Below are 18,815 nucleotides of genomic sequence, written 5' to 3' on the forward strand. Positions count from 1 at the left end.
CATCAGTCGAGTCTGGCTTCGACAACAACCGCCCGGCGCTCGTTTTTCAGCACAGCAAAGGCCTGTGCCAAAACCGATTCCAGATTACTGTCCCGATCCACCACAAAGGCCGCCGCGCCCCCGGCCGCCGCGGCGATTGCGCCATAATCAGGCGCGGGAGAAAAGCTGAGATCAAGGTCATTGGCCTTGCTGGCATGGCCGTCCGGATGAACAGCCAGCGCCGAATGGCGCGGCGCATTCCAACCATCATTGTTCAACACAATTTGCAGGAAAGGCGCATTATAACGGCGCGCGATCCAGTGAACACTGGAAGGCACCGTGAACATATAGCAGCCATCGCCCGAGACAGCGACGACCGTGGCATCGGGCCGAGCCATCTTGGCACCAATGGCCGCCCCGCCGTTCCAGCCCAGCGATCCGCCCCCGCTGGCAAACATCGCGCCCGGACGGACCGGGGCCAGATGATCGAAAACCGGCTGATAATTGGTGATGCCCTCATTCATCACAATGGTTTCTGCGTCGATATGCGGGCGCAATGCGGCCATCAGGCGGGCGATGGTCAGACCACCGTCTTTGGATTGTTCGTCGACCAGCCTGGCGCGCCGATGGCCGCTGCGGTCGGCATAATGAGCACTCCTTTCGGCAATCCTCTCTGCGGAAAGCTCAAGCTCGCCCGCCGCGTCCATGATGGCACGGATCGCCAGTTCGGCATCGGCCCGGAACGAACGGTTCGGCTCGATATACCAGAGCGGCATCTGTTCCTTCAAAGGATCGACGTCGATGTGGTAAATCTGCGCCTCCTCTCCGGGCCGGTTCTTGGTCGGGATCCATGGCACATCACTGTCGATCACCAGCACCAGGTCGGCTTCGGCCAGATCCTGGTTGCGCTGTGGTTCGTTCCAGAAATTGCCCAGATAGAACGGGCTGTCATGCGGCAAGTTCACATAGCTGGGCACAGATTCCATCACACCAATGCCCAATTGCACGCACAGTGCCTCCAGCGCCGCCGCGGCATCGGGGTTGCGGCCCAGATAGGACGTGACAATCAGCGGACGCCGCGCGCCGGCCAGCTTTTCGGCAAGAAAACCCGCATCCTTTGCCCCAAGCGCGATCGGCGATACCGGCTGCCACCGCTCCATATCGACCGTCACCGGGTCGCAAGGCGCCTCCAGCACTTCGCGCGGGGCCATTAGATAGACCGGTCCCTTGGGATCAGATTTGGCGAATTGCATGGCGCGATGCACCAATTGTTTGACATTGGTCCCGGTGCGGATCTCGTTGTCATAGCGCATATAGCCGCGCACCAGCCCGCGCTGATCATGCACATCCTGAATCCACTGAATGAATTCATTGCGGCTGCCCAGCATTTCACCTTGTTGCGTATAGGGCGAGGAACCAGCCAGGATCAGTACCGGAATGCGCGCCTTGGCCGCGTTATGGATGGCGCCTGCCAGGGCCTGCGTGCCGCATTCGACATGGACGATCACCGCCTGGGGTTTGCCGCTGATCTGGGTATGCCCATGGGCGATGGTCAGCGCCACCATCTCGTTGGGACAGGTGACGATCGTGGGCACAGGTCGCCCATTCGCTCTGGCCTCGGCGATGGCCTCGACAAGACCGGGATGATCGCTGCCCAGATTGACGAAAACATGGCTGATGTCCTGCTCGGCAAGGACTTCGAGAAAGGCGGTGGCGGTCGTGTACATCGAGGGCTCCGGAAAAACTCGTCTGGTGTGGCAAATGGCGTAACAGCTTAGCACTTGCGCGTGATGGCGGCGCGGTGGTCAAGGCCGCGCAAGAGGGCGGCACATGTTTCGAGCGCCGGTGCGGCCACGCCCCACTGTATGGCGGCTTTCAGCAATCCGCCCTGAATGGCGTCGACCTCGGTTGGGCGCCCGGCCTCGACATCCTGCAGCATGGACGGCTTGTGGCCTCGATGATGCTCCATGGCGAATTCCACGCTGGCGCCCACCTTGTCAGGTTCCACCGTAACACCGGCGGCTTCCGCCACAACGACACCTTCAGTCACGATGCGCATGGCGAGTTCGCGCACCGGGCCGAAATCGCCAATCTGACCCACGGCCATGCCGGTCAATGCAGCAATGCCGTTTAGCGCGGCATTAAAAATGACCTTTTCCCAGATCGCTTGCTGTACCGATGGTTCGGCGGTGGCGGAAAGACCCGCATCGGAAAGAGCGTCGCTGACCGTATGCAGGGCGGGACTGTCTTCACCTGTCAGGCTCCACAGCTTGACGATGCCCGCACCATCGACATGAATGCGGCCATGGTCAAGCAGATCGGCGGGCCAGTTGGTGATACCAACCAGCACGCGCGAAGCTCCTACGACCTCGGCAATAGCCTCTCCATTGCCCAGCCCGTTCTGCAGTGTGAGCACCAATCCGTCAGGTTTCAGAGCCGCGGCGTTGGCCTTCATGGCCAACGCCGTATGAAGCGATTTTGTGAACAGGATCAGCAGATCAGCCACGCCTTCCAGCGTGCCGGGCAGAGCCGCCTCGCACAGGGCCGCGACGCCATTCTCAAACACGCCTTGCTGCGCAATGGCGCCGATCCTGGCGTTATCTGTGTCAACAAAGACCACTTGATGCCCGGCACGCGCCAGCCTGCCGCCAAACAGCGTGCCCATGGCACCGGCACCGACGATTACGATTTTCATGGCCGATCCTCTTTTCGCTTTCCCTACGTTTGGCTGGATCACCAGCCGCTGCCCCAGCGATAAGGCATATCCTGACGGATGACGTTGATCTCCTGAATTTTGCCGTCGGAAATCTTGAATATTTCCTGGATCAGCGTGTCATGCGGGCGGCCAAACAGCGGCACGGCAGTAGTCTGAATACCGGTGGCCGTGGTGGCCGAAACGGTTGGCGTGGCCTTCGGCTGGGAAACCTCGATCACCATGGCGCCCACCACGATCCCGCGCTCGACATCCACTACGGGAAAGCGCCGCTCCTTGATCTTGTCCATGTAAGTGTAGTCTGACATCAGGTTGCAGGGCCAGGTGTTGCCAAGCGGGTTGAGTGAAGTCAGATTGCCGTTTTCATAGCGGCGGCAGCCAGGCGCGGAGAGGACGCCCGCACCATCATGGCGCTGAAGACCCTCGAAATAGCTGTCGGCAATGGCGATCAGTTGTTCCCTGTTGGACCGGCTCTTTTCAGGCAGGATCTGATCGAAATAAGGATTGGGCGCGCCCAGGCCGGGCACGCCATTGACACTGCGTTCGCCGATGATCTGTTCAACCTCGACAATTTTGCGGTCTTTCACCTGCATGCGAAGCCAGTATGCGCCGCGTGCGCCAGCCTCGGTTGCCACGCCCAGTAAGGCCACCTGCCCGGTCACAGGATCGGCCGCCATCTGACGATAGGCAATGCCATCGACCATGTTCCAGAAATAATCCGATTGGGCGGGCGATTCCCGTCCATTGACCGTTTCGCGCAACGTGGGTGCAAGCGGCAACCCCGTGCGGTCATGCTTTGGAATGGCAGCCAGATAATCGTCCATCACGCCGGTCAGGCAAGCCCGGTCGCAAGTCTGCGCGGCACATGCTGGCATGGCCGACGCGGCACCAAGGCCAAGCACCAGAGCCATAACGGTCGTAAAGCGGTTGCCGATGGTAAGAGCCTTTTTCATTCTGTTGTTTCCCATGGCAAGGGGCCGGCGCTCCTGAGAACGCCGGCCCGATTGATCAGAACTTGAAGCGCGCACCAGCGGTCAGATACAGCCCGATCACATCATAGAATTGCGAAAGGGTCGAAGCAGGAGCGATACCGAACGTTGTGGTGCCCAAGGGCGGCGCCTTGTCGAACAGGTTGTTGGCCGAGGCGAAGACTTCCGCCCCCTCCAGCGAACCGCCGAGGCGATAGGTCAGGTTCAGGTCGGTATACCAGACAGGACTGATCCGGTTGTTGGCGATAAACGACGGCGTATAGGTGCTGTCGATGGCACGGGGGCCAACGCGGCGCTCCTGAACCAGTGCGGAGAAACGACCTATGTCGAAAGCGGCACTGAAAGTGGCCTGAAACGGCGTCTGGCTGGCACGGTCGATAGGTGCAGAACCGCGCGTTGTGGTCTGAAGCTTCGCCACATAGGAAGCGAGCGCCCGCAGCGTGACCTTGCCTTCCTGACCAAAGATTTGCCCCAGCCCAAAACCGTAGTTCATTTCCACATCGAGACCGCGCGTCTTGAGCGTGGCCAGATTGAGGTTGGGCGTGGAAATGACCGAGATCGCCCCAGCATTGCGAGTGATCAGCGCGCAGGTGCTGGCATTGCCCGCCGCGCATTCATCCACCGTCTGCTGATTGCTCAGGCGACCGATCGCATTGCTGATGCGAATGTCATAATAATCGACCGAAGCGCTGAAACCTCGCAGGAAACTGGGTGTCAGCACTGCGCCGATGGTCAGCGTATCGGAGGTTTCCGGCTTCAGATTGGCGTTGCCAGGCAGGACAATCGTGGCCGTGGCCGAAGCATTGCCGTTCTGCCGATCCAGAACCGTGGCGATAGTCTGAGCCTGCGGCAGATAGAGTTCGCCCAGATTGGGAGCGCGAATGTCATGCGAGAGTGTGCCGCGCAGGCGGATCTGCGAGTTGGGCGCGTAAACCAGACCGGCTTTGTAGGTCCAAACCGTGCCCGCGTTAGAATAATGGGTCACGCGGCCTGCGCCATTCAGTTCCAGCGTCTTGGCCCAGGGCTTATCGGCAATCAGGGGAACCTGAACTTCGGCAAAGGCCTCGTCCACCAGATAGCTGGCATTGACCGGCGAGGAATTGCCAAGGAAATAAGCACCTTGCGTACCGAGCAGGCTGGATGGGAAGCCACGCGCACCATCGCCCGTCTGGGTGATGGTTGCTTGCTGAGGCACGACTTGTTTCAGTCCTTCACGGCGATGTTCGGCGCCGATCGCCACCTGCACCTTGCCCGCAGGCAGCGTCAGCGGCGAACCGCGAAGGGTCGCGGCCACTACATCCTGCATCACCGTCTGGTTGGCATAGGCACTGCCCCCAATATATTGCCGCGCCGCTGACGAGGCCGAGCCAGCGCCAAACAGATTGATCGGCACACAGCCATTGCCCGGATTGGTCAGGGTGGAGCGACAGACAATCTGATTGTTGGCCGGATTCACCACCGCGTCTACGGCGTTATACAGATTCGAGGTGATGATCCCGTTGGCGGCGGTGAAATTGCCCTTGGTCACGCCATGCTGGAAATAAGCGTCCCAGTTCCATTCCGAGCCGAGGCGCCCCCTCGCCCCAAAGACAGCGCGAAACACCTGAGTTTCCACCTGTTTTTGATAGACGCCAAGGTCGATGTTATAGCGCCCCATGCGGAAGCTGTCGCCCGGCGCCATCTGCGCCTTGATGCTGCTGGGCAGATAAGCGTTGTCGGCGTAGATCGTGTAGGCCGTGCCGTTTACGCCATAGCTGTTGGCACCCGCGTTGTTGGTAATATAGGTGCGGGAATAGAGGCCTTCGGCAAAGACTTCGATCGTGTCCTTGTCGCCATAAGCAACATGCAGGAAACCCACTTTCGAATTCAGCGGGGTCGACAGGGTACCTGTACCGGAAGGATTGGAGCCATCACCGCCTGTCATGGAACCTGCCGTGCGGTTGGCACCAAAGGTAAAGGGGGCCGTCCCGCCACCCGGCAGGAACTGCGTGCCGGCCATCGGACCGGAAACAATCAGACCGCCGTTCGACGCATAGGGAAACAGCACATTGTTCCCGGCAATCAGAGTCGGATTGCTGGGTGAGGCCGGATTACTTGCGCTGACATTGGGATTGTTGATCAGGTATTGACCAAGACTTTGCCAGGCGCGGTTCTTGCCGCCAATGTTGACACCTTGAGCGCCAGTGTCGCGCGTGAAATCAAAGCTGCCGACAATGCGCAGCTTGCCTTCAAGAAAGGTTGTGCCGCCCGCCAGCGAGACACGCGTCGTGTTGCTGTCGCCATAGCGGCTGGTGCCCTGTGAGATCAGGCCTTTAATGCCCTTGAAACTGTCATCAAGAATGAAATTGGTCACACCGGCAATGGCGTCCGAACCATAGGCCGCCGAAGCGCCGCCGGTCACAACCTCAACCCGCTTCATCAGCAGCTGGGGAAACAGGTTGATGTCCACCGCACCTGCATCTTGCGTTGCCACAAAGCGGCGGCCATCAAGCAGCACAAGGTTACGGTTGGTGCCAAGGCCGCGCAGGTTGAGATAGCTGTGCCCTGCATTGGCGGCCGCCCCGCCTGCCGAACGCGAGTTGGAGCCGTTAAAGCTGGGCAGCGAAAGCACGCCCTCGGCAAGACCCTTGGGCGAAAGTTCCTGAAGGCGCCCCGCCGTCATGACGGTCACGGGTGTCGGCTGAGCGTTACCGTTTGAAGCAACACGTGAGCCTGTCACGACAATTTCTGCAGCCGACGCCTGTGCATCGGCTTGTCCGGCATTTCCCTGCGCCATGGCTGGGGTCTGGCAAAGTGCAGACAGGCTAATGGCGATGGTGCTGACGGACAGGCGTCCACTCATGAGTTTGCTTGTCATTATTGCTCTCCTCCCGGCCGTCGACTCGTTCAGCAGCGGCCTTGGAGGTGCAGATAATACAAAATAGTTTGACGTCCAACTAAAATTGAGTCAGCACACGAGGATCGATTTTGGGAAGAGGGTTAAGGCATGGAATTCACGAGATTGAACCCGGTGACGGGCGATGTTGCCTCGTCGGCGTTGGCGATGCAGGCGGGCGAGATGGCGGGCATTGCGGCGCGTGCTGCGGCGGCCCAGCCTGCGTGGGGGGCGATGGGGCCGAATGCGCGGCGCGCGGTGCTGCAAAAGGCGGCCGATGCGCTTGCCAGCAAGAAGGATGAGTTCGTCGCCGCGATGATGGGCGAGATCGGCGCGACCGCCGGTTGGGCGATGTTCAACCTTGGCCTTGCCGTTTCCATGGTGCGCGAGGCCGCCAGCCTGACCACCCAGATTTCGGGCGAAGTGATCCCCTCCGACAAGCCCGGCTGCCTGGCCATGGCGCTGCGTGAGCCGGTGGGTGTGATCCTGGGCATTGCGCCGTGGAATGCGCCGATCATCCTTGGCGTGCGCGCGATTGCCACGCCCTTGGCCTGCGGCAATGCGGTGATTTTGAAGGCGTCGGAACAGTGCCCGCGCACCCACGCACTGATCATCGAGGCCTTTGCCGAGGCCGGTTTCCCCGAGGGCGTGGTCAATGTCGTGACCAATGCGCCTGCGGATGCCGCCGATGTGGTGGGCGCGCTGATCGACGCGCCCGAGGTCAAGCGCATCAATTTCACCGGCAGCACCGCCGTGGGCCGCATCATCGCCAAGCGCGCGGCAGAGCATCTCAAGCCCTGCCTGCTCGAACTGGGCGGCAAGGCGCCGCTGGTGATCTGCGCCGATGCGGATCTTGACGAGGCGGTCAAGGCGGCCGCTTTCGGCGCCTATATGAATCAGGGCCAGATCTGCATGAGCACCGAGCGGATCATCGTGGTCGAGGCCGTGGCCGATGAATTCGCAGCCAAATTCGCCGCCAAGGTCAAGACCTTGACCGCAGGCGATCCGCGCCTTGGCAACACGCCGCTGGGCGGGGTGGTCGATGCCAAGACGGTGGCGCATTGCCTCAGCCTCGTGGACGATGCCGTGGCCAAGGGCGCGACCCTGCTGACCGGCGGGGAAACCACGCTGAATGTCGTGATGCCCGCGCATCTGGTGGATAAGGTCACGCCGGACATGAAGCTGTTCCGCGATGAAAGCTTTGGCCCCGTCGTCGGCATCATCCGCGCCCGCGATGAAGCGCACGCCATCGAGCTGGCTAATGACACCGAATATGGCCTGTCGGCGGCGGTCTTTACCAAGGACATCGCCAAGGGTCTGCGCCTTGCCAAGCAGATCAAATCGGGCATCTGCCACATCAACGGCGCGACCGTCCATGACGAGGCCCAGATGCCCTTCGGCGGCGTCGGCGCCTCCGGCTATGGCCGCTTCGGCGGGCGTCAGGGCATCGACAGCTTCACCGAAACCCGCTGGATCACCGTCGAAACCCAGGACGGGCATTTCCCCATCTGATGAACTGATGCGGTGGATGGCCCCTTTTGTCCGGCATCGTATGATGCTGATCAACGCCAGCGTGGCGCAAAAGAAGGATCAGGGTCAGATGGCAGAAGCATATATGCTGGCAATCGACCTTGCAAAGCGCAGCTTGCAGGTCTGCGCTACGGATCGCGCGGGGTCGGTTCTATGTAACCGGGCAGTTTCTCGAGCAAAGCTTGAACAGCTTCTGGAATCTTAGGCGCCCTGCATAGTGGCCATGAAAGCCTGTGCGACCAGCCATTTCAGGGACCGGTTTGCGCAGGCGCTCGGGCACAAGGCCCGCCTGATCCCGCCGATTTACGTCAAGCCGTTAGTCAAGTTATGCGCAGATGAGCATAACTTGACTAATCATGAAGTCGCCATAATGATCACGTTTGGGGACGTGACCCGGGTCTCCAGCTTGCTACCCAGAACCGCATAATCCTCGCTGCAATCGAACTGAAAGGCTTCACCGGCCGGGAATGCCAATGGAACGAAGGCCCCCTCGCCGACGGAAGGAGCGACCGGCTCTGGTCGGATTTTGCCGGTGTTGCGTGGCGGGCGTTGCCCGCTAGCAAAACGGACTTTCGCGGTGTCAGATCGACGCGGCGGAAGCGGACCAGCATTCATCGGCCGCTTCCGTAACTTTAGCTTGAAGATAAAACTCTAACAAGATGGTCGGGCCTTCCGCCCAACAGCGGCGGCGGCGCCTTTGCGCCACGGCGTCAACACAAAGCACGGCGCCGGATCATTGTCCTGCACCGCATTCCATTGCGCCAGCTAGTGGATCGGCAGGGCGCGAAACGGCGGGCCGTGGATGAGGAAAGCATCAGCCGGCCTGGCTTCAAGAGCCAATCGATAGCGTATCGCGGATCCCGTCCAGCACATCGCGCACCGGACCGATCAGCCCCCTGCCCCGCTCGGTCAGCACCGTGACGCGCCCTTGGTTCACCAACAGGCGGTCATCGAAATAATCGCGCAGGCGGCCAAGGGCGCTCGATGTGGCCGATTGCGACAGGTGGAGGCAGTTGACCGCCACCGTCACACTGCGCTCGGCCAGCAGGACATCGAGCGCCACCAGCAGATTGAGATCAAGCCGGTCAAGCTGCATGGCGCCTTGATCAGGCCGGGTTGCGGCCGATGAAGAACTCGCGCAGCGGGTCCATGCTGGGCGAGAGGCCCGCATCGATCAGCCCCTTACGCAGCGCGATCATCTGGGGATCATGGATGCGCTGGGTAGGCATGCGCAGCGGACCGCCGTTATAGCCCTGCAACCATCCCTGAAACTTCCACGCCTGACGGTTAATGAAATGGCCGCCGTGCATTTGCTGGGCCAGCGCGCCCTTGATCTTGCGGGCGGGGTGCAATTGCCAATAGATCGCGGTTGCCTCGTCAAACTTCCCCTCGCGCAGCAGGTTGAACACGCGCGGGATCATCGGCCCGTAATATTCATGGTCGCTGGTGGCTGACAACTGGATCAGCATGACTTGCGAGAGCGGGATCAACTCACCCTCGATCGGCATGGAAATCACCACCTCCTTGCCAAACAGGCGGTCACATTCGATCACCGACTGGATCGAGGGAAAGCCTCCCTCGGCCTTGATCGCAACGATGTTGGGGCAATCATCGAGCAGGCGGCGGATCAGCGCGGCGGGAATGTCGGAGGGGTGAATGCGGCTGGAAAAGCCCCACAGGAACATGGGAAACAGCATGACCGCCAGATTGGTCGCATCGCAAACCGCCTTGGTGTAATCATAGATGTCCTGCTCGCTTTCGGGATAGAAGTTGGGCGGATAGCTGAGCAGCACAAACTCGGCCCCTGCAGCCTCCGCTCCTTTTACAGCCTCGATGTTCTGGGCCAGATTGTTCCAGCTGGCATGGTGGGTGACAATCAGCCGGTCGCCCGCCTCATCCTTGATGATGCGCAGGAAATCGAGATACTCGGGCAGGGTGATCGACACTTCCGACACGCCCAGCGTGCCCATGAAGCCGTGTTCAATGGCAAGGCGCGTGTCATGGCGGATCGCCTTTTCGTTGATCGCGCTCAGATCATCGGTGAAGGAGGGGATCGTGCAATTGACCACCCCCACCAGCTTTTCGCGGGCCCAGTCGCGGGCATTCATGCGGTTATATGGCAACATCACTGCATCCCTTCGTTAGCGGCGTGGGGGGCGGCGCGGGCACCTTCCCACGCAAGATATTTCACTTCGAGATAGTCCTCGATTCCATAGACCGACCCTTCACGGCCCAGCCCGGATTGCTTGACCCCGCCAAAGGGGGCGACCTCATTGGAAATCGCGCCCGTGTTGATGCCCACCATCCCGCTTTCCAGCGCGGCGGCCACGCGCCAGATCCGGGCGGCATCCTTGGCGAAAACATAGGCGGCAAGGCCAAAGGGTGTGTCATTGGCCATGGCGACGGCCTCTTCCTCGGTGCGGAAACGGATCAACGGGGCGACCGGGCCAAAGGTTTCCTCCCGGCAGATCAGCATGTCCGGGGTGACGCCGGTCAACACCGTGGGCTCGAAAAATAGGCCGCCGCGCGGGTGACGGGCGCCCCCCTGGGCCACCTGCGCGCCGCGGGCGGTGGCATCGGCAACATGCTCCTCCACCTTGGCCAGCGCGTCGGCGTCAATCAGCGGCCCCTGCTGCGCGCCATCCTCAAACCCATCGCCCACGCGCAATTCGCCGACCTTTCGGGCCAGTTCGGCAGCAAAGGCATCATACACGCTATCCTGCACATAAACGCGGTTGGCACTGATGCAGGCCTGGCCGGTATTGCGGTATTTGGTGGCGATCAGCCCGGCCACCGCCTCATCCACATCGGCATCGTCAAAGACGAGGAAAGGCGCGTTGCCGCCCAGTTCCATCGACAGTTTCTTGATCGTGGGCGCCGATTGGGCGATCAGGATGCGCCCCACCTCGGTCGATCCGGTAAAGGTGATCTTGCGCACGCGCGGATCGCCGGTCAGCACCCCGCCCAGCTCGCGAGCGTCGCCAAGGATGATGTTGAGAACGCCCGCCGGCACCCCCGCCCGCATCGCCAGTTCGCCCAGCGCCAGCGCCGTCAGCGGCGTCTGCTCGGCGGGCTTGACCACCATGGTGCATCCGGCGGCCAAGGCGGGCGCGGCCTTGCGCGTGATCATCGCAGCGGGGAAATTCCACGGCGTGATCGCGGCGCACACGCCCACCGGTTCCTTAAGCGTCACGATCCGCCGCCCCGCCTCGGGCGCCTCCATCACATCGCCGCGAATGCGCTTGGCTTCCTCGGCAAACCATTCGACGAACGAGGCCGCATAGGCCACCTCGCCCCGCGCCTCAGCCATGGGCTTGCCTTCCTCCATCACGATCAACCGTGCCAGATCCTCGCCATGGGCGACAATCAGGTCGAACCAGCGGCGCAGGATGATAGCGCGCTGCTTGGCGGGTCGCGCCGCCCATGGACCAAAGGCGCGGTGAGCGGCGGCAATGGCCGCGCGGGCCTGATCCGCGCCCCCTTGCGCGATTTGGGCCAGAACCGCGCCCGTGGAAGGGTTATGCAACGGGCGCGGCGGCAAGGCCGCATCCTCGACCCAGACGCCATCAATCAGCGCGCAGGTGCGCCACAGACCCTGGTCCGCCAAATCCACCATGATCACTTTCCCTTTCGCACGGGAGCGATGGTAACGGGCAAGACCGTGCCCAGCCCCATCTGCCGCGCGCGTTGCACGCACATGGCCGCCACGGTCAGGTCCTGAAGTGCGGCACCGACGGATTTGTAGAGGATGACCTGATCGGAGCCGCTGCGCCCCGGATGACGCCCGCCGATCACCGCATCCAGCGCGACAAGGCGCGGGGCGAAATCTTCCCCTGTCCGCGTGGCGGCGATCATGTCGCCCGTGTCATGGGCCACCTCATCCACCATGTCGGCCACGATCAGGTCGGCCCGCGCGATGGTCTGTGCGTCCACCTCGATCTGTTCGGGCAAGGTCGAGCCTATGGACAGCACTGTCATCCCCGGCCGCAACCACGCACCTTGCAAGGTGGGCGTTTCATCACGCGAGCGTGCGGCGCACAGCACCACATCGGAGCCCTCAACCGCCTCCTGCGCGCTTTGCGCCCCCGCCATGGGCAGCCCCAGATCGGCAAGCTCCGCGATGAAGCGCGCCCGGCTGTCGGGATTGGGGCTGAAGACGCGCAACCCGGCAATGGGGCGCAGGGCTGCCATTGCGCGGACATGGTTCTTCGCCTCAAACCCCGATCCAATTACGGCCAGATGGATCGCGCCGGGCCGGGCCAGCCTGTCTGCCGCCAAAGCCGTGGTGGCTGCCGTGCGGAAACCGGTCACGCTGTTGCCGTCCAGCAGCGCGATCAAGGCCGTGCTCGCCTGATCGAACAGGGGGATGAGATAGGATGCGGCGCCCGCGCGAGGAGATGCGGCGATCATCTTGGCCCCCATGACCGCGCCATCGCCGCTGACCCCGGTCAAGGTGCGCAGCCATACGCCATCGCCCCGCGCCATCGCCCGTGGGGGATAGAGCGCATCATTGGCAGGCAGCGCATAGGCCTGCTCCAGCGCCTTGCTGGCCGCGGCCCAGTCAAAGGCGGCGCGCACATCGGCGTCGGTAAGGAACAGGGTGGAAGTGTCAGTGCTCATCGTGTCTGGTCCATCTGTGTGGCTTGATTGTCGGAAAGGGTGCGACGGGCGCGTTCATAGGGGCGTTGGCCCAGGATCGTGGCGGCAAGGCCGATCAGCACCACCGGGCCCAGCACAACCAGCAAGGCCCCTCGCAAGGCCGCAGGCGTGCCAAAGACATGGTCTGTGACCAGCGCGATCAACGTCGGGGCCAGCCCCATGCCCAGCAGGCCGGAAAAGATGAAATGCAGCGAAATGGCCCGCCCGCGCAGGCGGTTGGGCGTGATCGCCTGCAGCGTGGGGGCAATGGAGGCGAGTCCAAGCCCGCTGCCAAAGGTGATGAGGGCAAGCGCCGCCAGCGCTACACCCTGCCCCGGCGCCCAGGCCAGCAGCAGCAGCCCCACCACGGCCAGCGGCCACCACAGCAGCGGCACCACAAAACGCCCTCCGGGCCGCCCGCGCGCGATCAACCGATCGCTGATCCAGCCGCTGGCCAGACAGCCCAGCGCCCCGGCGACCGCATTGACCGGCCCCAACGTCAGCCCCACGGCCATCGGCTTCATGCCAAAGCTGCGGATGAAGAAACTGGGGCCCCATGCGGCAAAGGTGAGGCCAACAAAGGCGGTCATGGCCGAGGCGAGATAGACCGCGCCATAGGCCGCCCGGTGTCCCCGCAAATGGGCGAGGAAGGCGGCAAAGCCGGGCCTGTCATCGGCCGCCCCGCCCATGCGCGGCGCTTCACGCACCACCAGCATGACCAGCGCGAGCGCCACCCCCGGCAGGCCGACAAGGAAGAACACCGCCTTCCATGTAGGCATCACGCCCAAAAGCGGCATGACGGTGACCGGCGCATCGCCCAGCCAGCGCAGCACCAGTCCGCCCACCAGCAGCGAAGCGCCCACGCCCAGATAATTGGCCATGTTGTAAACGCTCATCGCGCGGCCGCGCGTGGCGGGCGGGAAATAGTCCGCGATCAGGGAAAAGGCCGCCGGGGCAAGGCATGCCTCGCCGATGCCCACGCCCGCGCGGGCGATGAACAACTGACGATAATCCTGCGCCAAACCGCAGGCCATGGTCATCGCGCTCCACAACAGGATGCCCAGCACCAGGATGTTGCGCCGGTTCGCCCGGTCGACCAGCGCGCCAAAAGGCAGGCCAAAGGCGACGTAGAACAAGGCAAAGGCGCTGCCCTGAAGGAAGCTGATCGCCGTGTCGCTGATGCCCAGATCCGCCTTGATGGGTTCGACCAGCAGCGAGATCAGATAGCGGTCAAGATAGGAGGTGATCCCCACCATCAGCAGGATAAGGACGACACACCAGCCATAGGCCGCGCGCGGATAGGCGGCCATGGTCAGAACGCCTTGCGCACGGTGATGCCGAACATGCGCGGCTCACCGGGAAAGGCGATGAATGTGTTGGCCTGCAACGGGGCCTGCGTGCGCAGCGTGGCGTAATACTGGTTGAACAGGTTGTTGGCGAACAGGGCCACCGACAGGCCATCGCGATGCTCCAGCGTCAGCGAGCCATTGACCAGTGCGTAAGGCGCCTGACGGTTACCCGCCAACAGCGTGACATTGGCGATATAGTCGCTGACATAGCGGGCGTTGAGGTTGAGCCGCCCTTCCCACATGCTCCCCACGGCGTGTTTGTAGGTGACGAAGGGCTGCAGCGTCCATTCGGGCGAATTGCCCAGCCTTTGCCCGGCCAGCGTGGGATCGGCCGTGGCCGTGCCATAGCGGGCAAGGATATAGGCCGCATTGCCCCCCAGCGTCAGCCCCTTGGCCGGGTTGAGCGAAAGCTCGACCTCCACCCCCTTGGACCGGACGGTCGCGGCGGTCTGGACCTGGGTGGACAGGGTGGTCTGGTCGCGGGTCTGGAACTGGAAATTGTCGAAATCCATCAGGAACGCTGTGACGGCCAGCGTCAGCCGCCGGTCAAACGCGCGCGTTTTGGCGCCGATTTCGAACGAGCGCACGGTTTCGGGCGCAAACGTGCCATTGACCAGCGCAGGATTGACCGTGGTGGGCCCGCGCGCATCCTTGGCCGCGTTGATGCCGCCTGCCTTGTAGCCGGTGCTGTGGTTGAAATAGAGCAGGGTTCCGGCAACCGGCTCATAGGAGAGGCCCAGAGCATAGGTCCAGTGACTGTCCGAAAACCGGCCGCCGATGGGGTTGGCCGGGCAGAAGGCCCGCGCCGGTGATGGCACCGGGGCAACGCATCGCGCGGGCAGCGCCATGCCATAGCTGTCCGCCACACCATCGGTGTAGAGCGTGCCCGAACCCTGCTTGTCCTCGGTCAACCAGCGCAGGCCGAGCGTGGCCTTGAGCCCGGGCGCAAGGCGGATCACATCATGCGTGAATATCGAGAGGCCGCGCCCGGTCTGGCCAAAGGTTTGCAGCGTGTCGCCCGCTCCCACAGGATAGGCCGATGCCGGCGCCGCCCCGCCCGACAGGCGGTTGTAAAAAGCCCCCGCCCCCGCGCCAAAGGTCGAACTCTGGCTGGCATAGATGCTGTTGTCATAGGCAAAACTGCCGAGCAGCAGGTCGGCGGGGCCCTTGGTGGCGGTCAGTTGCAGTTCGAGCGTGTCGAGCCGGTCCTGAAGGCGTTGGTCAAATACATTGACGACCGCAAGCGAACTGTTGTCGGAATCATAGCTGTCGGATGACCGGAAATAGCGGTGGCCATAGGTCAGCTTGGCCTGCGCCCCGCCCAGATCCCAGTTCGCGATCATCGTGAAGGCCCGCGCCGTGACCCGCGAGCGCATCGGGCCATCGAGTGCAATGCGATAGCGGTTGTCGGCATTGGCCGGATCGAGCACCGTACCCCCCGCCGCGGCCATCACCGCCGCGCCCGAACCCAGCGCGATGTAAGGCGCTGCGCAACAGGCCTCATCCTTCTCCTGCGCCTCGCCGATCAGGCGGATCGAGAGGCGATCCGTGGGCTTGAGCAGGAGTTGTCCGCGCACTTGATAACGGTCGCGGTTGTTCAGCTTGCGCCCGTCGGTCACGTTCTGGATATAGCCGTCGCGGCGGCTGTAGACCGCGGCGATGCGAAAGGCGGCCTTGTCTGCGATAATTGGCCCGCCCAGCGCGCCATCCACGCGCAGTGCGTTGTAATTGCCATAGCTGATCCCGGCATTGCCCGACCAGGTAAACTCGGGCTCGTTGGTGATGATGTTGACCACGCCGGTGGTGGTGTTCTTGCCATAAAGCGTGCCCTGCGGCCCGCGCAGCACTTCGATCCGCTTGACATCCAGCAGGTCGGACAAAGCCTCGCCCGGGCGGTTCAGATAGACGCCATCCTCGAAAATGCCGACCGACCCTTCAAAACCGGCGTTCTGGCTGGATGTGCCCACGCCGCGCAGACGTACCTGCGTGCCCGCGCTTTCCGAAGTGCTGGTGGAAATGAACAGCGAAGGCGCGATCTGGGGCAGCGCGCGCGCCTCCATCACACCACCTGCGGTCAATGCGCGTCCCTCGACGGCGGTGATGGCCAGCGGGATCTTCTGCAAGGATTCCGATCGCTTGGTCGCGGTGACGATGATCTCCTCGCCCTTTTGCTCACCGTTGGACGATGATTGGGCCAAGGCCGGGTGAACGCATAGGGCGAAAGCCGAAGCGGCGAGCATCAGGGCAGCCTTCATGAGAATCTCCTCCTCAATTTTATTGTTGAGGCGACTCATATTTGATTATTGATGCGTGTCAATTGATTCATTGCGCCGCTTGCGGGATGATCGCGCTTGCGTCTAGATCACATGGCTGACAGGGCTGGATTTCATGATGCTGACCATTGACGACGACATTGGCAGGCTGCGCGCCTATATTGACCAAGCCGGGGCAAGCGGCGAAGACCGCCTGCCCGCCGAACCAAAGCTGTGCGAGGAACTGGGCCTGTCGCGCGGGCGCCTGCGGACCTTGCTCCGCCGCCTTGAAAGCGAAGGGGTAATCTGGCGCCATGTCGGCAAGGGCACGTTCATAGGCCAACGTCAGGCCAATCTGGACGATGCGGCGCCATCACCGCATATCAGCGCCGATGACATCATGGACGCGCGCCTGCTGCTCGAACCGCAACTGGCCGCACAGGCAGCGGTTCATGCGACGCAGGTTCAGATTTCAGCGATGGAACAATGCCTGATCGACATGGAAACATGCGAAACGCTGAGCCAGTGGCGGCGGCTGGATGAAAGGCTCCACCGACTGATTGCCGAATCCACGCGCAACCATCTGCTGCTGATGCTCTATGACATGCTGCGCTCGCAAATGCGGCACAGCCTTGGCGCGCGGGTGGATGAAGCCTTCAGCACCATCCCTGCGCCGCGGATGGACAGTGATACCCAGCATGCCGAAATTGTCGATGCCATCAACCGACACAATCCGGTGCAGGCCGAAAACCTGATGCGTCAGCATTTGCAGGCGGTGCGCACCATACTTTTTGGCACGCGCTGATAGCACAACCGCTCATGAAGGCTTTAGCGCCGTGCTTGCAGAGGCAAATGTGGCCTCTGAATCACTTTTGCTGCTGATGATGGCATCCTTCCACCGCTTCACTGGGAGGATCTGTCATGCACGGGGGATTTCAACGAGCGCGTCTTGTCCCTGAGGGCTTTGCGGTGGTGTCGCTGCAGAGTGTCGGAGATGATTTCCACATTCATCTGCGTTCTCGCGGCAATTCAGGTATTTGTCCGGATTGTGGCCGCCTAAGCCAGCGGGTCCAGAGCCGGTATGCGCGCAGACCTTCGGATCTACCCTTAGCGGGTCGCCGTGTCGTTCTAACCATCCAGGCGCGCCGCTTTTGGTGTGACACGGTCGTGTGCAGCCGGCGTTTTTTCTGCGAGCGGTTCGATGTAGCTGTCCTGGCGCGATATGGTCGGCGTACCCAACGTCCTGAGACAAATGTTCACTATCTGGGCCTTGCACTGGGCGGCAGACCCGGGGCCGCATTTGCCAACCGTCTGATGATGCCAGTGAGCAAGGACACTTTGCTGCGGGTTGTGCGGCGTCATGCTGTTGATCGGCATGACGAACTGCATGTTGTCGGTATTGATGATTTTGCCTTCCGCCGAGGCCAGACATATGGAACGATTGTTTGCGATCTGGAGCGCCGCAAGCCGGTCACCCTTTTGCCAGATCGGTCACTGGAAACGTCACAGGCCTGGCTCGCAAAACGTCCCTCCATATCCATCGTCGCCCGAGATCGCGGCGGCGGTTATGGGGAGGCGATCGCACGAGGACTGCCTCATGCCGAGCAGGTTGCCGATCGTTGGCATCTCATGGAGAATTCGAGCCGAGCGTTTCTCGACGCTGTCAGCAAATCCATGCGGCAGATCAGGCAAGCGGTCGGCAGCAATGTCGTCGATCCCAAGCTTCTCACCTACGCTGAGAAGCTGCAGTACGAAGGCTATCTTCGCCGTCAGGAAACCAACGAGGCTATCCAGCAACTGGCCAAAAGCGGTACTTCCATCCGGCAGATTGTCCGGCAGACGGGTCATAGCCGCAAACTCGTTCGGGACGTGCTACGCGGACAGCGGCTGGACGTCTTTCGTACCCGGCCAAGCACTCTGGACAGTTGGTTGCCATGGCTGAACGAGCGATGGGAGGCAGGATCCCGCAATGCCTTGGCACTCTGGCGTGAGATGCGCACGGAAGGCTTTGTTGGACATCGAGGGATCGTCTCGCAGTGGGCTCAACGACGACGTCTCGCCGAGAAGGCTGGCCAAAGCGGCCTTATGCGCACACCCTCGGCGCGCGTTTTGGCGCGCCTGATGACCTCAGCTCAAGATGGATTAGGCAAATCCGAAGCCATTCTTGTCGCAGTAATCGAGAACAGTGTCCCGGAGTTGGTGGCGGCACGCAAGGCAATCGGCGATTTCCAATCGATGATCAGATCAAAGTCAGCTGCGAAACTTGATGGGTGGATCGAGCTGGCCAAGGGCAGCCTTGTCGCATCCTTCGTCATCGGTGTGGAAAAGGACCTGATTGCGGTCCGCAACGCGATCATCTCACCGTGGTCAAACGGGCAGACTGAGGGCCAAATTACTCGCCTCAAACTGATAAAACGACAGATGTATGGTCGAGCGAAGCTGGATCTTCTGCGCGCTCGGGCAGTCGGCGTATGACCTGCACCAGCAGCA

The 18,815-nt window shown here is 62.0% G+C and carries 13 protein-coding genes; 3 read left to right on the plus strand and 10 right to left on the minus strand.

The features are described 5' to 3' along the window. Positions 1–2: 2 nt before the first annotated feature. Genes PQ467_RS20910 through PQ467_RS20925 form a run of 4 tightly spaced genes read right to left on the minus strand, consistent with a single transcriptional unit; the run spans position 3 to position 6,343 of the window. A complete protein-coding gene (locus PQ467_RS20910) occupies positions 3–1,706 on the minus strand; it encodes a thiamine pyrophosphate-requiring protein (protein ID WP_274176409.1) in 1,704 nt (567 codons plus the stop codon). 47 nt (positions 1,707–1,753) lie between these two features. Continuing rightward, positions 1,754–2,716 (minus strand): ketopantoate reductase family protein, encoded by a 963-nt coding sequence (locus PQ467_RS20915; RefSeq protein ID WP_274176410.1) that lies wholly within the window; start codon positions 2,714–2,716, stop codon positions 1,754–1,756. Next, positions 2,713–3,645: a hypothetical protein gene (locus PQ467_RS20920; protein WP_274176411.1), complete on the minus strand. Its 933-nt coding sequence runs from the start codon at positions 3,643–3,645 to the stop codon at positions 2,713–2,715. The genes PQ467_RS20915 and PQ467_RS20920 overlap by 4 nt, the downstream gene beginning before the upstream one ends. A 55-nt stretch (positions 3,646–3,700) precedes the next feature. Further along, positions 3,701–6,343, minus strand: a complete 2,643-nt coding sequence (locus tag PQ467_RS20925; protein ID WP_274177273.1) for a TonB-dependent receptor domain-containing protein — start codon at positions 6,341–6,343, stop codon at positions 3,701–3,703. Positions 6,344–6,667: 324 nt separating this feature from the next. Here PQ467_RS20925 and PQ467_RS20930 point away from each other — a divergent pair, with 324 nt between their 5' ends. Then, positions 6,668–8,068 carry an aldehyde dehydrogenase gene (locus PQ467_RS20930; protein ID WP_274176412.1) on the plus strand — a complete coding sequence of 467 codons (1,401 nt, stop codon included), beginning with the start codon at positions 6,668–6,670 and terminating at the stop codon, positions 8,066–8,068. Positions 8,069–8,915: 847 nt separating this feature from the next. On the opposite strand, the gene PQ467_RS20935 is transcribed toward PQ467_RS20930, so the two are convergent. Genes PQ467_RS20935 through PQ467_RS20960 form a run of 6 tightly spaced genes read right to left on the minus strand, consistent with a single transcriptional unit; the run spans position 8,916 to position 16,328 of the window. Then, entirely contained in the window at positions 8,916–9,182 is a 267-nt protein-coding gene (locus PQ467_RS20935) for a LysR family transcriptional regulator (RefSeq protein WP_274176413.1), read from the minus strand. Positions 9,183–9,192: 10 nt separating this feature from the next. Further along, a complete protein-coding gene (locus PQ467_RS20940) occupies positions 9,193–10,212 on the minus strand; it encodes a dihydrodipicolinate synthase family protein (protein WP_274176414.1) in 1,020 nt (339 codons plus the stop codon). Continuing rightward, positions 10,212–11,702: an NAD-dependent succinate-semialdehyde dehydrogenase gene (locus tag PQ467_RS20945; protein ID WP_274176415.1), complete on the minus strand. Its 1,491-nt coding sequence runs from the start codon at positions 11,700–11,702 to the stop codon at positions 10,212–10,214. The genes PQ467_RS20940 and PQ467_RS20945 overlap by 1 nt, the downstream gene beginning before the upstream one ends. Positions 11,703–11,704: 2 nt before the next feature. Then, the gene (locus tag PQ467_RS20950; protein ID WP_274176416.1) at positions 11,705–12,706 is read right to left on the minus strand and encodes an ornithine cyclodeaminase family protein; all 1,002 of its coding nucleotides are present in this window, start codon (positions 12,704–12,706) and stop codon (positions 11,705–11,707) included. Next, positions 12,703–14,034, minus strand: coding sequence for a spinster family MFS transporter (locus tag PQ467_RS20955; RefSeq protein WP_274176417.1), 1,332 nt, complete (start codon positions 14,032–14,034; stop codon positions 12,703–12,705). The genes PQ467_RS20950 and PQ467_RS20955 overlap by 4 nt, the downstream gene beginning before the upstream one ends. Before the next feature lie 2 nt (positions 14,035–14,036). After that, a complete protein-coding gene (locus PQ467_RS20960) occupies positions 14,037–16,328 on the minus strand; it encodes a TonB-dependent receptor (RefSeq protein ID WP_274176418.1) in 2,292 nt (763 codons plus the stop codon). Between the two features lie 133 nt (positions 16,329–16,461). On the opposite strand from PQ467_RS20960, the gene PQ467_RS20965 reads away from it, so the two are divergent. Together PQ467_RS20965 and PQ467_RS20970 are read left to right on the plus strand one after the other, a co-directional pair. Beyond that, a complete protein-coding gene (locus PQ467_RS20965) occupies positions 16,462–17,130 on the plus strand; it encodes a FadR/GntR family transcriptional regulator (protein WP_337995123.1) in 669 nt (222 codons plus the stop codon). A gap of 116 nt (positions 17,131–17,246) precedes the next feature. Beyond that, entirely contained in the window at positions 17,247–18,800 is a 1,554-nt protein-coding gene (locus tag PQ467_RS20970; protein ID WP_274176419.1) for an ISL3 family transposase, read from the plus strand. The last annotated feature ends 15 nt before the right edge of the window (positions 18,801–18,815 follow it).

It is taken from the genome of Novosphingobium sp. KACC 22771 (assembly GCF_028736195.1).
Classification (GTDB): domain Bacteria; phylum Pseudomonadota; class Alphaproteobacteria; order Sphingomonadales; family Sphingomonadaceae; genus Novosphingobium.

Bases quoted from the DNA above. Each gene is read 5' to 3' on its own strand.
- PQ467_RS20910 (WP_274176409.1), bottom strand. From the start codon at position 1,706: ATGTACACGACCGCCACCGCCTTTCTCGAAGTCCTTGCCGAGCAGGAC.
- PQ467_RS20920 (WP_274176411.1), bottom strand. From the start codon at position 3,645: ATGAAAAAGGCTCTTACCATCGGCAACCGCTTTACGACCGTTATGGCT.
- PQ467_RS20925 (WP_274177273.1), bottom strand. From the start codon at position 6,343: ATGACGGCGGGGCGCCTTCAGGAACTTTCGCCCAAGGGTCTTGCCGAG.
- PQ467_RS20930 (WP_274176412.1), top strand. From the start codon at position 6,668: ATGGAATTCACGAGATTGAACCCGGTGACGGGCGATGTTGCCTCGTCG.
- PQ467_RS20935 (WP_274176413.1), bottom strand. From the start codon at position 9,182: ATGCAGCTTGACCGGCTTGATCTCAATCTGCTGGTGGCGCTCGATGTC.
- PQ467_RS20940 (WP_274176414.1), bottom strand. From the start codon at position 10,212: ATGTTGCCATATAACCGCATGAATGCCCGCGACTGGGCCCGCGAAAAG.
- PQ467_RS20945 (WP_274176415.1), bottom strand. From the start codon at position 11,702: ATGGTGGATTTGGCGGACCAGGGTCTGTGGCGCACCTGCGCGCTGATT.
- PQ467_RS20950 (WP_274176416.1), bottom strand. From the start codon at position 12,706: ATGAGCACTGACACTTCCACCCTGTTCCTTACCGACGCCGATGTGCGC.
- PQ467_RS20955 (WP_274176417.1), bottom strand. From the start codon at position 14,034: ATGGCCGCCTATCCGCGCGCGGCCTATGGCTGGTGTGTCGTCCTTATC.
- PQ467_RS20960 (WP_274176418.1), bottom strand. From the start codon at position 16,328: ATGAAGGCTGCCCTGATGCTCGCCGCTTCGGCTTTCGCCCTATGCGTT.
- PQ467_RS20965 (WP_337995123.1), top strand. From the start codon at position 16,462: ATGATGCTGACCATTGACGACGACATTGGCAGGCTGCGCGCCTATATT.
- PQ467_RS20970 (WP_274176419.1), top strand. From the start codon at position 17,247: ATGCACGGGGGATTTCAACGAGCGCGTCTTGTCCCTGAGGGCTTTGCG.